At 72.6% G+C, this 13,817-nt stretch carries 12 protein-coding genes; 4 read left to right on the forward strand and 8 right to left on the reverse strand.

Annotated features, from left to right (window positions below; genetic code table 11):
• The first annotated feature begins 93 nt into the window (after positions 1-93).
• Genes CIB93_RS25900 through CIB93_RS25910 form a run of 3 tightly spaced genes read left to right on the forward strand, consistent with a single transcriptional unit; the run spans position 94 to position 3,001 of the window.
• On the forward strand, positions 94-621 hold the full coding sequence (locus CIB93_RS25900; protein WP_096630259.1) for a regulator component: 528 nt from the start codon (positions 94-96) through the stop codon (positions 619-621).
• Positions 618-1,814 carry an MAB_1171c family putative transporter gene (locus tag CIB93_RS25905; protein WP_096630261.1) on the forward strand — a complete coding sequence of 399 codons (1,197 nt, stop codon included), beginning with the start codon at positions 618-620 and terminating at the stop codon, positions 1,812-1,814. The genes CIB93_RS25900 and CIB93_RS25905 overlap by 4 nt, the downstream gene beginning before the upstream one ends.
• Complete coding sequence (locus CIB93_RS25910) at positions 1,811-3,001, forward strand: cytochrome P450 (RefSeq protein ID WP_096630262.1); 1,191 nt, start codon at positions 1,811-1,813, stop codon at positions 2,999-3,001. The genes CIB93_RS25905 and CIB93_RS25910 overlap by 4 nt, the downstream gene beginning before the upstream one ends.
• A 254-nt stretch (positions 3,002-3,255) precedes the next feature.
• Here the strand turns inward: CIB93_RS25910 and CIB93_RS25920 are convergent, their stop codons facing one another.
• The 8 genes from CIB93_RS25920 to CIB93_RS25955 form a co-directional block, all read right to left on the reverse strand.
• Positions 3,256-4,521: an alpha/beta fold hydrolase gene (locus tag CIB93_RS25920; protein WP_096630264.1), complete on the reverse strand. Its 1,266-nt coding sequence runs from the start codon at positions 4,519-4,521 to the stop codon at positions 3,256-3,258.
• 107 nt (positions 4,522-4,628) lie between these two features.
• On the reverse strand, positions 4,629-5,309 hold the full coding sequence (locus CIB93_RS25925; RefSeq protein ID WP_096630266.1) for a GntR family transcriptional regulator: 681 nt from the start codon (positions 5,307-5,309) through the stop codon (positions 4,629-4,631).
• Positions 5,310-5,364: 55 nt separating this feature from the next.
• Positions 5,365-6,738 carry an aldehyde dehydrogenase gene (locus CIB93_RS25930; protein WP_096630267.1) on the reverse strand — a complete coding sequence of 458 codons (1,374 nt, stop codon included), beginning with the start codon at positions 6,736-6,738 and terminating at the stop codon, positions 5,365-5,367.
• A complete protein-coding gene (locus CIB93_RS25935; RefSeq protein ID WP_096630269.1) occupies positions 6,735-7,739 on the reverse strand; it encodes a proline racemase family protein in 1,005 nt (334 codons plus the stop codon). Before CIB93_RS25935 ends, CIB93_RS25930 begins: the two co-directional genes overlap by 4 nt.
• Positions 7,740-7,838: 99 nt before the next feature.
• Complete coding sequence (locus tag CIB93_RS25940) at positions 7,839-8,747, reverse strand: dihydrodipicolinate synthase family protein (protein ID WP_096630270.1); 909 nt, start codon at positions 8,745-8,747, stop codon at positions 7,839-7,841.
• A gap of 138 nt (positions 8,748-8,885) precedes the next feature.
• Entirely contained in the window at positions 8,886-10,355 is a 1,470-nt protein-coding gene (locus tag CIB93_RS25945) for an NAD(P)/FAD-dependent oxidoreductase (RefSeq protein ID WP_096630272.1), read from the reverse strand.
• The gene (locus tag CIB93_RS25950; RefSeq protein WP_096630273.1) at positions 10,336-10,650 is read right to left on the reverse strand and encodes a (2Fe-2S)-binding protein; all 315 of its coding nucleotides are present in this window, start codon (positions 10,648-10,650) and stop codon (positions 10,336-10,338) included. Before CIB93_RS25950 ends, CIB93_RS25945 begins: the two co-directional genes overlap by 20 nt.
• 47 nt (positions 10,651-10,697) lie before the next feature.
• The gene (locus CIB93_RS25955; RefSeq protein ID WP_096630275.1) at positions 10,698-11,855 is read right to left on the reverse strand and encodes an FAD-binding oxidoreductase; all 1,158 of its coding nucleotides are present in this window, start codon (positions 11,853-11,855) and stop codon (positions 10,698-10,700) included.
• Positions 11,856-12,058: 203 nt separating this feature from the next.
• On the opposite strand from CIB93_RS25955, the gene CIB93_RS25960 reads away from it, so the two are divergent.
• A complete protein-coding gene (locus tag CIB93_RS25960) occupies positions 12,059-13,807 on the forward strand; it encodes an ABC transporter substrate-binding protein (protein ID WP_179500249.1) in 1,749 nt (582 codons plus the stop codon).
• Positions 13,808-13,817 lie beyond the last annotated feature (10 nt).

Raw genomic sequence — 13,817 nt, forward strand, 5'->3', positions numbered from 1 at the left:
CGAACATGTCAGCATTGGGGCGCTCGCACCGGGCTTCCAGGGGGAGATCCACCCCGGCCGACCACCCCCGACTGGCGTCAGCAGAGTGAGGACATGGACTTTGAGCAGCTTCGCGCCGCGTGCGAGGCACGCGTCGAGGCGCTTCGGCTCCCGCACCGCTTCAGCACCCGCGACCTCCGCGACGCCGTGGCCGAACAGCGTGGCCGCCCCATAATCCTGCGCCCCCTGAGCACCCTGGGCGCCCTGGACGCCCCGTGCGGCATCCGTCTGGAGACCCCGGACGCCGACCTGTTGTTCTACGAGGAGGCCACCTCCCCCCTCCACCAGAACCACATCCTCGCCCACGAGATCAGCCACATCGTCTGCGACCACCCCGGCAGCCTGGAACTGGACCAGGACACCCTGAGCGCGATCGGGTTCGACCCCACCCTCGTTCAGCGCATGTCCGGCCGGACCAGCTACTCCAGCGAGGACGAACGCGAGGCCGAGGTGATGGCCAGCGTGATCCGACACCTCATGTACCGGGGACGCGAAGGCCCGTCGAGCCGGCCCGCCAGCGGCGCCGAGAGCTGGGACGCACTGTTCGCCAAGCCGCACAGGAAGAAGCGCCACCCGAAATGATTAACATCCTGTTCACGGGCACGGCCGTCGTGCTGCTGTGCTTCGCCGCCTACTGGGTGCGAGGACGCGGTGGACACCGCCCCACGGGCACCTGGGCGATGGCGGCGCTTCTGACCTCGTTCGCCCTCGCCTTCGCCTCCTACGCCCCCGCCGTGGAACGCGCGGTGGAATCCGTGGTCCCTCACGTCGCCCGACTCCTCAGTAACACCTTCACCCTGACGGCGGCCACCTCGGTCCTCGCCTTCCTCTTCCAGCTCAATCTGGACCGTGAAAGCGCCCACCGCCAGATCCGACTGCGCGTCATCGCCCTCGCGATCTCCGTCGCCGGCATGACCGCCTTCTTCGTCGCCGAACAGCTCACCGGGCGAAACCCGGCGTTGTACGCGTGCTACGTGCTCATCTACATCTCCTATCTGGGGTACACGGCCAAGGACTTCCTGCTGCAGACCTGGGCCCAGTCCAAACGCTCGACCCGACGCAGTCAGCGCTGGGGCCTGCGCACGACCTCGGTGGGCTGTGGTTTCGCCCTCGTCTACGCCGCGTACAAGCTCTTCGCCCTGATCTCCATCGGCCTCGGCCTGGGGCTCGTTCCCGACGGCGCCCGGTGCTCGACGCCGCTGACCCCCTTCCGCTGCGCCTTCAGCGTGACCGCACCCGCCGTCGCCGTGCTCCTCATGACCGTCGGACTCGCCCTCCCCGCCCTGCTGTGGCCGCTCAGCCAACTTCGACGGCGTCGCTGGGAGCGGAACTCGTTCACCGCGCTGGAAGCGCTGTGGCAGGAGGTCACCGCAGCGGTCCCCGAGGTCGTGCTCGACCCGGGGAACACCGGGGCCGACGCCCCCGACCTCGACTTCCACCTGCACCGCCGCGTCATCGAGATCAACGACTGCGTGCTGGCCCTGCGCCGGTACCGTCAAGCATCGGTACGGGACGCCGCGGCCGCCGAGGTCGCCCGCCGGGGCGCGGCCGACACCCCCGAGGGCGAGGCCGAGGTGGAGGCGGCGGTCATCGCCGCGGCAGTCGACGCGAAGCGCGCCGGACTCGCCCCCGACGGCGACGAGGCCCCGCCCGCTGCCGGCACCCGCTCGCGCAAGGGCGACCTCCCGGCGGAGACCGCGTGGCTGCTGCTCGTGGCGGACGCCTACGCGCGGCGCCCGGTACCCGCGAACGCGGGCGCGGGAGCGGCCTCGTGACCGCGCCTCGGCGGGACCCCCTGCGTGACCCGCGCTTCTTCGCCGATCCCTACCCCACCTACGACCGGCTGCGCGAAGGCTGCCCGGTGCAACGCGTCCCCACCGGCTCCGGCGGACACCACGCGTACCTGATCACCGGCCACCCCGAGGCCCGCGAGGCGTTCACCGACCCCCGCCTGTCCAAGGACACGGCGCGCTTCTTCGCCGACCGGCCCTCGAACCGCGACCTGCACCCGGCGATCTCCCGCAACATGCTGGCGAGCGACCCACCCGCGCACACCCGCCACCGGCGGGTGGCGACACCCCTGTTCACCACCGGACGCGTCCGGGAACTGCGCCCGTACATCACCCGGGTCGTCGACGACCTCATGACCGCGTGGCGGCCGGGCGCGGAGGTCGATTTGGTGGCGGACCTGGCGGTACCCCTGCCCGTCACCGTCGTGTGCGAGCTGCTGGGAGTGCCGGAATCCGACCGCGCCACGCTCGCCGGCTGGTCCCACGACCTCTTCGACGCGACCGACACCGACCGTGTCGACGCCGCGTCGCACCGGATCGGCGACTACCTCACCCACCTCGTCGACACGGCCCGCGCCACCCCCGGCGAGGGCCCGCTCCACTCCCTCCTGCGCGACTGCGACGCGGGCGGCCTCGACCGGGACGAGACCGTCTCCCTGGCCGCCCTCCTCATGGTCGCCGGGCACGAGACCACCACCCATTTCATCGGCAACGCCGTCCTGGCCCTGCTCCGGCACCCGGAGGCGTTCGACCGCCTGCGCCGGGACCCGGACCTGATCCCCGGCGCCCTGGACGAACTGCTCCGCTTCGACTCCCCGGTGAGCGTGGCCACCTTCCGTCACAGCACGGAGGACCTGCGCGTCGGCGGGGTCGACATCCCGGCGGGTTTCCCGGTGCTCATCGCCCCCGGGGCCGCGAACCGCGACCCGGCGGAGTTCCCCGACCCGCACCGCCTGGACCTCGACCGCGACGCCGGGGGCCACCTCTCCTTCGGCCATGGCATCCACCGCTGCCCGGGCGCCCCCCTGGCCCGGGCCGAGGCGGAGATCGCCCTCCGCACCCTGGTGACCCGATTCCCGAACACACGCCCGGCCATCCCCGCGGAAGCCCTGACCTGGCGCCGGACCCGCCTCACCCGGGGCCTGACCGCCCTCCCCCTCATCCTCGCCTGAACCTCAGCGGCGGCTTGCGGCACAGGGCGACGAGCGGGACGCCACGGCGTGCTTCGTCAGCCGCGCCGGTCCTGGGCGGTCGGTCCCGGGAACAGCGCGGGTCAGGTCCTCCTCAGGTATGGGTGAGCGTGACCACGTCCCCCGCCGGTCCGCCTGCCCGGACCCTGATCCGGACCCCCGTGTCCGGATCGGTGAAAGTCCGGCCCGGCTCGAACGCCGCGAGGTCGAGCTGCGTGCAGCCGGCGGGCGGGGGCTCACGCACGGCCCGCGGCCAGGTCCATCAGGCGTGCGAGGACGCGGCCGCCGGAAGCGGAGACGCCGTCGTGCTCCCACTCGTTGGTGACCCAGACGCGGGTGGCTCCGACCTCGCGTGCCGTGCGCAGCGAGAGGCCGGCGTCGACGTACATGTCGTCGTGGTAGACGATCGCGGCGAGGGGGATCTCGTTGGCGGCGAGGCGGTGAGGGTCGTAGAGGGGCGGCCAGTCGGTGCGGGCGGCCAGGAGGTCGGCGGCGTCGGCGAAGGGGCGGAGGCCCGTGATCTCGCGGAACATCCAGGGGTAGATCATCTCGCCGGTGAGCAGCAGGGGGTCGGCGTCCGCGGCGAACTCGGGGAAGTCGTCGAGGGCCCGGGAGGCCGCCCAGTCGGTCGGGCCTGCGCCCTGCCCGTACAGGGTCTCCTGCAGGACGGCGAAGAGCGGGTTGTCGGTGAAGCCCGTCAGAGTCATGACCTGGTGGAGGAAGGTGTCGGTCGGTGCGTCGTCCGGGCCGAGGGCTTCGTCGAGCAGCCAGTGCAGGCGCTCGAATCCGTCGCCCATGCCGAGCATGAGGCCGAGCGTACGGAGGCGGTGCGGGGTGAGCCGGTCCCCGTTCGGGAGGCAGGCGTCACCGGTCGCGAGGAGGCCTGCGATCTTCCCCAGGCGGGGGGCGCCCTCGGGGTAGCGGGCGTAGAAGTCGAGGACCCGGTCGCGGACGCGGGGGTAGGTGCGGGCGTAGACGTCGGCGGCGGTGGCCGTGAGGCCGGGCAGGCCACCGGTGACGTAGCAGGCCCGCAGGCCCTCGGGGGCCTGCGAGAGGTAGGTGAGGGTGATGAAGCCCCCGTAGCTCTGGCCGAGGGTTTCCCAGGGAGTGTCTCCGCAGAGTCGTCGGCGGATCAGTTCCGCGTCGGCGACGATCGCGTCGGCGCGGAAGTGGGACAGGTACGCGGCCAACTGGTCCGGGGAGGGGAATCGGGCGGCGGAGCGGGCGGTGACGGGGGTGGAGCGACCGGTGCCGCGCTGGTCGAGAAGCAGCACGCGGTGGGTCTTCAGTGCCCGGTCCAGCCAGCCGGGCGAACCGGCGGACGGGCGGGGCGACTTGCTGCCCGGGCCGCCCTGGAGAAACAGCAGCCAGGGCAGTTCCTCGTCCGCGCGGGCGGGGTCGACGACCTCGCGGGCGAAGACTTCGATGGTGGGTCCGCCGGGGGCCCGGTGGTCCACGGGAACGGTGAAGGTGTGGTCGACGGTGGCGTAGGCGGGGTTCATGTATCCCTTCCGCGGCCGATGGAGGCCGAGTCAGTGACGTGTGACATTGCATTGCAGTGTGCGCCGCCCTGGGCATGGGGAGACCTCAGCCGCCCATTAGCCGCGCGCTACGCCTCAGCCGGTCGCTCGCCCTTGGCCCACAGGGAGCGGACATGGCCCAGGTGCCGGGCCATGCACGCCTCCGCGCCCTCGGCGTCGCCGGTGAGCATGACGTCGAGGAGTTCCAGGTGCTCCTCGGCCGACGGGATGAGCTCACCTCGCTCATCGAGTGCCGTGAGGCCGTACAGGCGCGTCCGCTTGCGCAGGTCGCCCACGGTCTCGACGAGCCGTTCGTTGCCCGCGAGGCCGAGGAGCGCCAGGTGGAAGCGCCGGTCGGCCTCCAGGTAGCCGATGAGGTCGCGGCCGCGGGCGGCGCGCACGATCTCCTCGGCGAGCGGCCGCAACGCCTCCAACTCGTCGCGGGTCGCGGTGCGCGTGACGCGGCCGGTGACCGGGATCTCGATGAGGGCGCGGATCTCGGTGTACTGGTCGAGGTCACGATCGTCGACCTCGGTGACGCGGAACCCCTTGTTGCGGACGGGCTCGACCAGGCCCTCACGAGCCAGGTCGAGCATCGCCTCGCGGACGGGGGTGGCGGAGATGCCGAAGTCCTCGGCCAGGGTCGGCGCCGAGTACACCGCTCCGGGCCTGAGCTCGCCCGAGATCAGGGCGGCGCGCAGGGCGTGGGCGACCTGGTCGCGCAGCCGCTCCCGGGAGGCGTTGAGGTCGCGGCAGGTCAGGTGCCCCATGGCGGTGGTGATCCTTCCGTCCGGTCCGGACCGCCACCGTACAATGTCACGTTGCTCAGGCAGGTGACAGGGTGTAGGTCCGGCTGGAGGTGTAGAACTCCAGGGCGGCCCGACCTTGTTCGCGCGGGCCGTGACTGGACGCCTTGGTGCCTCCGAACGGCAGATGGAAGTCGACGCCCGTGGTGGGGGCGTTGATCCGGATCATCCCGGTGTCGAGCGCGTCGAGAGCGCCCAGGGCCGTGCTCAGGTCGGCGGTGTGTACCGAGGTGACCAGGCCGTACGGTGCGGAGTTGGCGATTCCCACCGCGTGGGCGAGGTCGTCGGCCGGCAGCAGGGCCGCCAGGGGGCCGAAGACCTCCTCGCGCAGCAGCCGGTGCCCCGGGGAGACCTTCTCGACCAGGGTGGGTGCCGCGTACCAGCCGGGGCCGGGCGGCACGGTGCCTCCGGCGAGTACGGACAGTCCCCGCCACGCCTCGGCGGCATGGTCGCGGGCCCGCTCGCCGATCAGCGGACCACAGACGGTCGCCGGGTCGGACGGGTCACCGACGGGCAGGGTCCGCAGCGCCTCGGCGAGCGCCTCCCGCAGGGGCCTGAGGGCGGCGCCGACGGCGATCACCCGGCCGGTGGCGGTGCATTTCTGCCCCGCGTAACCGGCGATGGCAGCGGCGATGTGGCCTGCCGCCTGCTCGATGTCGGCGTCCGGCAGGACGATCGCCGCGTTCAGGCCGCCCATCTCGGCCTGGACCGGGATGCCCCGGGCCGTCGCGGTTCGCGCGACGCCCTGCCCGACGGGGGTGGAGCCGGTGAAGGAGACCACGTCCGCGGCGGAGACCAGCGCGTTGCCCTCGGTAGCCCCGCCGGGCAGGACGGTGAACACGCCTGCGGGAACGGACCGGTGGACGATCTCAGCGAGGCGCTGGGCGCAGGCGGTGGCCTCGGGGGCGGGCTTGAGGACGACGGCGTTCCCGGCCGCGAGCGCGGGGGCCGCCTTCCAGCTCGGGATGGCGAAGGGGAAGTTCCAGGGCGTGATGAGCCCGGCCACGCCGTGCGGGCGGCGGCGCGTCAGGAGGAGCCCGCTGCCGGCCCCGGGCTCGTGCACGGCGCCCACGGCCTCGTAGGGGGCCTGGGCGTAGTAGCGCCAGATCGCGGCGGCGCGCGCGATCTCGGCTCGGGCCTCGGTGAGCGGCTTGCCGACTTCGCGGACGGCGAGCGCGGCCAGTTCGCCGGCCGCCTCGTCGAGAGCGGCGGCGACCGCGCCCAGGGCGGCCGAGCGGGCGGCGGCCCCCGCGTGCAGCCAGCCCGGCTGGGCGGCACGGGCCCCCTCTACGGCGTCGGCCGCCGCGAAGGCGCCGGGTGTCAGCATCCGCAGGAGCACGTCGGACGGGTCGGCGGGGTTGCTGGAGGTGAGGGTGGAAGAGGCGGTGGTCACAGGAGGAAGCCTCCGGGGAAGGGGTCGTCCGGGTCGAGGAAGTACTGGGCGGTGCCGGTGATCCAGGCGCGGCCGGTGACGGTCGGGACGACGGCGGGCAGGCCGCCTACTTCGGTCTCGGCGGTGAGCCGTCCGGTGAAGCGGGTACCGATGAAGGACTCGTTGACGAAGTCGGTGCCGAGCGGCAGCTCGCCTCGGGCATGGAGCTGGGCCATCCGGGCCGAGGTGCCGGTGCCGCACGGGGAGCGGTCGAACCAGCCGGGATGGATGGCCATGGCGTGCCGGGAGTGGCGTGCGTCGGAGCCGGGGGCGGCGAGGTAGACGTGCTTGACCCCGGCGATCTCCGGCTTCTCCGGGTGGACAGGCCGCCCGGGTGAGGCGTTGATCGCCTCCATGATCGCCAGTCCGGCCGCGAGGAGGTCGTCCTTGCGGCCGCGGTCGAACGGCAGGCCGAGATCGTCGAGGTGGACGAAGGCGTAGAAGTTGCCGCCGAAGGCGAGGTCGTAGGTGACCGTGCCGGTTCCGGGGACGGTCACCTTGCGGTCCAGGGCGACGGAGAAGGACGGGACGTTGGTGAGCGTGACGGACTTCGCCGCCCCGTCCTCCACCTGTACGTCGACGGCGACCAGCCCGGCCGGGGTGTCGAGCCGCACGGTGGTGACCGGTTCGGTCACCGGCACCATGCCGGTCTCCACGAGAACGGTGGCCACGCCGATCGTGCCGTGGCCGCACATCGGGAGCAGGCCGGAGACCTCGATGTAGAGCACGCCGTAGTCGGCGTCGGGCCGGGTGGGCGGCTGGAGGATCGCGCCGCTCATCGCAGCGTGCCCGCGCGGCTCGTACATCAGGAGCGTACGGAGGTGGTCCAGGTGCTCCATGAAGTGCAGGCGGCGCTCGGCCATGGTGGCACCGGGGATCACCCCGACACCCCCGGTGATCACACGGGTGGGCATGCCCTCCGTGTGCGAGTCGACGGCGTGGAAGACATGACGGGTACGCATGGACTTCCTTTCGGGCGTTGGGCGAACGGGTCGGAGGACCGGGCCCAGGCCGACCGTGGAGGCCGGCGCGGGTCCGTCGGTCGGGCGCGTCAGCGGCCGTCAGCGGTGGCCGTCGGCGACGGCCTTCTCGGAGGCGGTCCGCACTCCGGCCCGCGTGGCGCCGGTGAGCGGGAACCGGGGCGGGCGCGTGGGGCCCCCTCGGCGGCCCGCGATGTCCATGGAGAGCTTGATCGACTGCACGAACTCGGTCTTCGAGTCCCGGCGCAGCAGCGTGTGCAGGGACTTGTAGAGCGGCAGCGCGGTGGCGAGATCACCGGCGACCGCGGCGTGGTAGAGCTCGGCGCAGCTCGCGGGAAAGGCGTTGGAGTAGCCGGCGATCCAGCCGACCGCGCCTCCCAGCGCCAGCTCCAGCAGGACGTCGTCGGCACCGATCAGGAGGTCGAGTTCCGGGGCGAGCTCGGCGATCTCGTAGGCCCTGCGGACGTCGCCGCTGAACTCCTTCACGGCCACGATGCTGCCCTCGGTGTGCAGCCGGGCCAGCAGACCGGGGGTGAGGTCGACCTTGGTGTCGATGGGGTTGTTGTACGCGACGACCGGGATGCCGGCCCCGGCCACCTCCGCGTAGTGCGCGCTCACCGCCTGCTCGTCGGCGCGGTAGGCGTTCGGCGGCAGGAGCAGGACCGAGCCGCAGCCGGCCTCGGCGGCCTGTTCGGCCCAGCGCCGGGACTCGGCGCTGCCGTAGGCGGCGACGCCCGGCATGACCCGCGCGCCGTCGCCCGCCGCCTCGACGGCGGTACGGGCGACCTGGGCCCGCTCCGCGTCGGTGAGGGTCTGGTACTCGCCGAGCGAGCCGTTGGGGACGACACCGTCGCAGCCGTTGGCGATCAGCCAGGCCACATGCTCGGCATAGGCGTCGTAGTCGACGGACAAGTCCTCGCGGAAGGGGAGGGTGGTGGCGACCATGATGCCGCGCCAGGGGCGGGCGCTGTTCCAGCCGGTGGTGGTCATGTCAGGACCTTTCGATAGCGTGTGACATTTTGCTCAGTCGCACGAGGGACCGATGCGGCCCTCGCGGGACTGTCAGCCCAAAGAGCTTCGGGTCTAAGGGCTTTCGGTCTGCGGGCATTCGGTCTGCGGGCATCCGGTTTACGGGGCTTTGCTCTGCGCGGTCCCCGGTGCCGTGGTCTCGTCGAGCGCGGCGAGCGTCGCCAGCGGAACCGGCACGGCGAACGGGCGGCGCTCGGCCGGTGGTTCGCCCCGGCCGTCGCGGGCTGCCAGGCAGGCGACGGCCGTCCCGCACATCCGCCCCTGGCACCAGCCCATGCCCGCCCGGGTGAGCAGCTTGACCGTCCGTGCGTCCCGCGCCCCGAGGTCCGCGACCGCCTCACGGACCCGCCCCGCGGTGACCTCCTCGCAACGGCAGACGTCCGTGGTGTCGTCGAGCCATGCGGTCCAGCCGGGGCCGGGAGCGTGAGCGGCGGCCATGACGTCGGCGAAGGCGCGCATACGGTCCCGGCGGCGCCGGAGCCCGGCGGTCCGCCCCGCACCGGCACCCCGCCCGCCGCGCAGTCGCGCGGCCACCGCTCGCCCGGCCAGCTCCCCTTCGGTACGGGCGAGTTCGGCTCCGCCCACGCCTCCGGTCTCCCCCGCCGCCCACAGGCCGCGGACGGAGGTCTCCTGGAGGTCGTCCAGAGCGAGGCCCAGCGTGCGGTCCGGCAGAACGCGGGTGGCGCAGCCGAGCGAGGTGGCCAACTCGATCTGGGGAACGAGCCCGTGCCCGACGGCGAGCGCGTCACAGTCGATCCGGCGGCCCGCCCCCCGCGCGGGCCGCCAGTCCCGGTCGAGGCGCGTGACGGTGACGGCTTCGACTCGGTCGGTGCCGTGCACCTCGGTGACGGCGCTGCGCAGCCGCAGGCGTACCCGGTGGCGGAGCAGGGCGGCGCTGTGGACCAGGGCCTCGGCGGCCTTCCGCGGGTTGGTCAGGAGTGCCCGGGGGCGGCGGGCGTACCGCGCGTATCCGGACGCCTCCACCACGGCCGGCACCCGCGCGCCGGCCGCTGCCAGCGACGAGGCGACGGCGAGCAGGAGGGGGCCGCTGCCCGCCACCACGACGCGTCGGCCGGGGAGCACGAGGCCCGACTTGAGCATGGCCTGGGCGCCTCCGGCGCCCACGACGCCGGGCAGCGTCCAGCCGGGGAAGGGCAGCTGACGCTCGTACGCGCCGGTGGCGAGCAACAGCGCCCGGGCTCGTACCCGGACGGGTCGTTCCGCGGTGCCGTCGGCACCGGTGACGGCGTGCACGGACCAGGAATCGTCGGCCTCCCGCACGACGGACCACACGTGATGGCCTGTGAGATGGGCGATGTCGCTGGCCGACAGGCGGCGTCGCAGGTCGGAGAAGGCGGACCAGTCGTGGTGCAGCGCCTCGGGCCGCACCGCGCCCAGGGCGGGTGCGGGATGCCGGTAGAACTGACCGCCGGGCTGGGGAGAGGAGTCCAGCAAGGCGACGGAGAGGCCGAGCTCACAGGCGCTGACGGCCCCGGCGAGTCCGGCGGAACCCGCTCCGATGACCGCGAGGTCGTAAGAGCCGGTCGGTTCAGGCACCAAGTCGGTCATGGCCGTGCCCTTCCTGTGTCGTGATCACATCGCCGGGCTGTGCGGGGACCAGGCAGGCCCGGCGGCCCGGCACGCCATTGACCGTGGCGAGGCAGTCGTAGCACTGTCCGATGCCGCAGAACGCGCCGCGCGGCCGGCCGCCGCCGCGGGTGGTGCGCCAGGCCAGGATGCCGGCGCCCCACAGGGCGGCGGCGACGGTCTGACCGGGCAGGACGACGACAGGACGTCCGTCGAAGGTGATCTCGAACGGCGGATCGGGCTGTGCCCCGACCAGGTCGGCGGGGGTACGGGCCACGGGGCCTCCTCTCGGGTCGTACGTGCGACTGGTGATGCGGCACGGACTCACGGCACCGGCGGATCGAATCGCTCCGGTCTGAACGGCCTTATGTCGAAGGGCTGTTCCCCGCCTGCCAGGCAGGCCGCGATGATCAGGCCGGTCGCCGGCGCCAGTCCGATCCCCGCCCCTTCGTGCCCGCAGGCGTGCAGGAGTCCGGGAACCCGCGGGTCGGGCCCGATCGCCGGCAGATGATCCGGCAGGTACGGCCGGAAGCCTGCGTAGGCCCTCATCGCCCGTACGGTGGCCAGGACCGGGAAGAGCGCGGTGGCCCCGGCGGCGAGGCGACGCACGACCTCGGTCGAGAGCGTCCGGTCGAAGCCGACCCGCTCCCGGCTCGCTCCGATCAGGACCGGACCCGCCGGGGTGCCCTCGACCACCGGGGAGGTCTGCAGCGCCGCCGATCCGCTTGCCACGTCCGCGACATAGTCGGCCGCGTACACCTTGTGGCGCACCACACGCGGCAGCGGCTCGGTGACCAGGACGAAGCCCCGCCGGGGCAGCACGGGCAGCTCCACCCCCGCGATCCGCGCGATCCGACCGCCCCAGGTCCCGGCGGCGTTCACGACGTGCGGCGCGTGGATCTCCCCGGCCGTCGTACGCACCCCGCGCACCTCCCCGGCAGAGCCGGTGAGCAGGCCGACGACTGCTTCGCCAAGCCGGACGCGTACCCGCTCTCCGGCCGCGCGCAGCAGGTGGGCGGCGGCGAGCGCGGGCATGACCTGGGCGTCCTGGGGATAGAGGAAACCGCCGGGCAGGCCGCGGGCCAGGCAGGGCTCCAGTTCACGGACCCGGTCCGCCGACACCTCCTGGGCGGTGACGCCCGCCTTCGCCTGCCCTGCCGCGAAGTCGCGCAGGGCGCGCATCCCGGCCTCGCCGGAGGCGACGACGAGGCCGCCCTTGAGCTCGTACTCGATCCCCTCGGGCAGGAGATCTGCCAGTTCGCGCCACAGTCCGGCGGACAGGAGGGCGAGTTCGAGCTCGGGGCCCGGCCCCTTGTCGGAGACCAGGAGATTGCCCTCGCCCGCACCGGTCGTACCGCCCGCGACGGAGCCGCGGTCGACGACGGTGACGGCGAGGCCGACTCGGGCGGCGTAGAAGGCGCAGGCCGCGCCGACCACGCCGGCGCCGATGACGATGACATCCGAGCTGTTTCTCGTGAGCACGGCAGTAACATTTCACATTGCACCGCGTCTGCCAAGACCCTTGGCGGCTGTCGAACCGGGAGGCACCCGAGCCCCGGAGGAGCCTCGGACACGGATGGGTAACGGCATCCCCGACACCTTGTCAGTGCAATTTCACATTACTATGTTACAGGTCATATTCCAGCCGCACTGTGGCTTCCGACGGCATGCGGAGTGACCTCCTGATGGACAGAAACGCACGCAACACCGCCCTCGCCACCACCCTGGTGACGGCCCTCGCTCTCGGCACGACCGCCTGCGCTGGCGGCGAAGAGGCAGGCGGCCGCGCAGGCGGGAACCCGGTGACCGTCAACAACGGCACGACGGTCGGCGGGACCCCGCAGCGGGGCGGCACCCTGACCGTCCTGTCCAACCAGGACTTCACCCATCTCGACCCGGCCCGCAACTGGGTCATGGGCGACATGGACTTCGGCACCCGACTGCTCTACCGCACCCTTGTCACGTACAAGGCCGAACCGGGGCCCAAGGGCGGCGAGCTGATACCCGACCTGGCCGAGGACCTCGGTACCTCCTCCAACGGGGCGAAGACCTGGACCTTCCGCCTGAAGAAGGGCCTGAAGTACGAGGACGGCACCCCCGTCACCGCCCAGGACGTCAAATACAACGTCGAGCGCTCCTTCTCCCCCGACCTGCCCGGCGGCCCCGACTACGCGGCCCGCTACCTCGCCGGGGCCGAGGGCTACCAGGGCCCGGCCCAGGGCAGGCACCTGGACTCCGTCAGGACCCCCGACGACCGCACGATCGTCTTCGAACTGCGCAAGCCCTTCGCCGAGTTCCCCTACGCCACGGTCCTGCCCACCTTCGCCCCGGTGCCCAAGGCCCGGGACAAAGGGCCGCAGTACGACAACCGCCCGTTCTCCTCGGGCCCGTACAAGATCGAGTCGTACGCCCGGGACAAGCAGCTCGTCCTCGTGCGCAACACCCACTGGGCCCCGGCGACGGACCAGGTCCGCAAGGCGTACCCGGACCGGATCGTCGTGACCATGGGTCTGAAGGGCAACCAGATCGACGACCGGCTCATCGCGAGTTCCGGCGCGGACGCCTCGGCCGTGTCCTGGGGGAAGCTGCGTCCCGAGTCCACCCCGAAGGTGCTCACCCGGCCCGAGGTGAAGGCGCGGCTGCTCGCCGAGTCGACCAACTGCACCGAGATGGTGCAGATGCACACCGGCCGGGCCCCCTTCGACCACGTCAAGGTCCGCCAGGCCGTGCAGTACGCCCTCGACCGTGAGGCCGTCCTGACCGCCTCCGGCGGCCCGGCGCTCAACGACCCGGCCAGCGCCCTCATGCCCGGCTCCCTCTTCGACGGCGGCAAGCAGCCCGACACCCTCGACATCCCGCCGGCCGGGGACGTCGCCAAGGCCAAGCAGCTCCTGAAGGAGGCGGGCAAGCCCGACGGCTTCTCCACCAGCATCACCGTGTCCAACGGCGACAAGGGCGTCGCCGAGGCGGTCCAGCAGTCGCTGGGCCGCGCCGGGATCAAGGTGACCATCGAGACGGTCGACCCCTCCGCCTTCTACGACACGATCGGCGACACCAAGAACCGCACCGACCTCGTCTACACCGGCTGGTGCCCCGACTACCCGTCCGGCTCCACCTTCCTGCCGTTCGTCTTCGACGGCCGCTACATCAAGGAGAAGGGCAACTCCGGCAACCACTCCCTCTTCCGTGACCAGCCCACCATGAAGCGCATGGACGAGATCGCCGCCATGGCGGACGCCAAGCGGGCCAACAAGGCCTGGCAGGAGCTGGACGGGCAGATCCTCGGCAAGGCCCCGACCGCGCCCGCCGTGGTCGAGCGCATGCCACTGCTGCTCGGCACCAACATCGCCGGCGCCTTCGGCCACACCTCCTTCGGCGGGCAGATCGACTACGCGACGGTCGGCCTCAAGAACCCTTCCGCGAGCGGGAGCTGAGGGCCCCCGC

The organism is Streptomyces sp. WZ.A104, from assembly GCF_002382885.1.
In the GTDB taxonomy this organism is placed as follows: Bacteria; Actinomycetota; Actinomycetes; order Streptomycetales; family Streptomycetaceae; genus Streptomyces.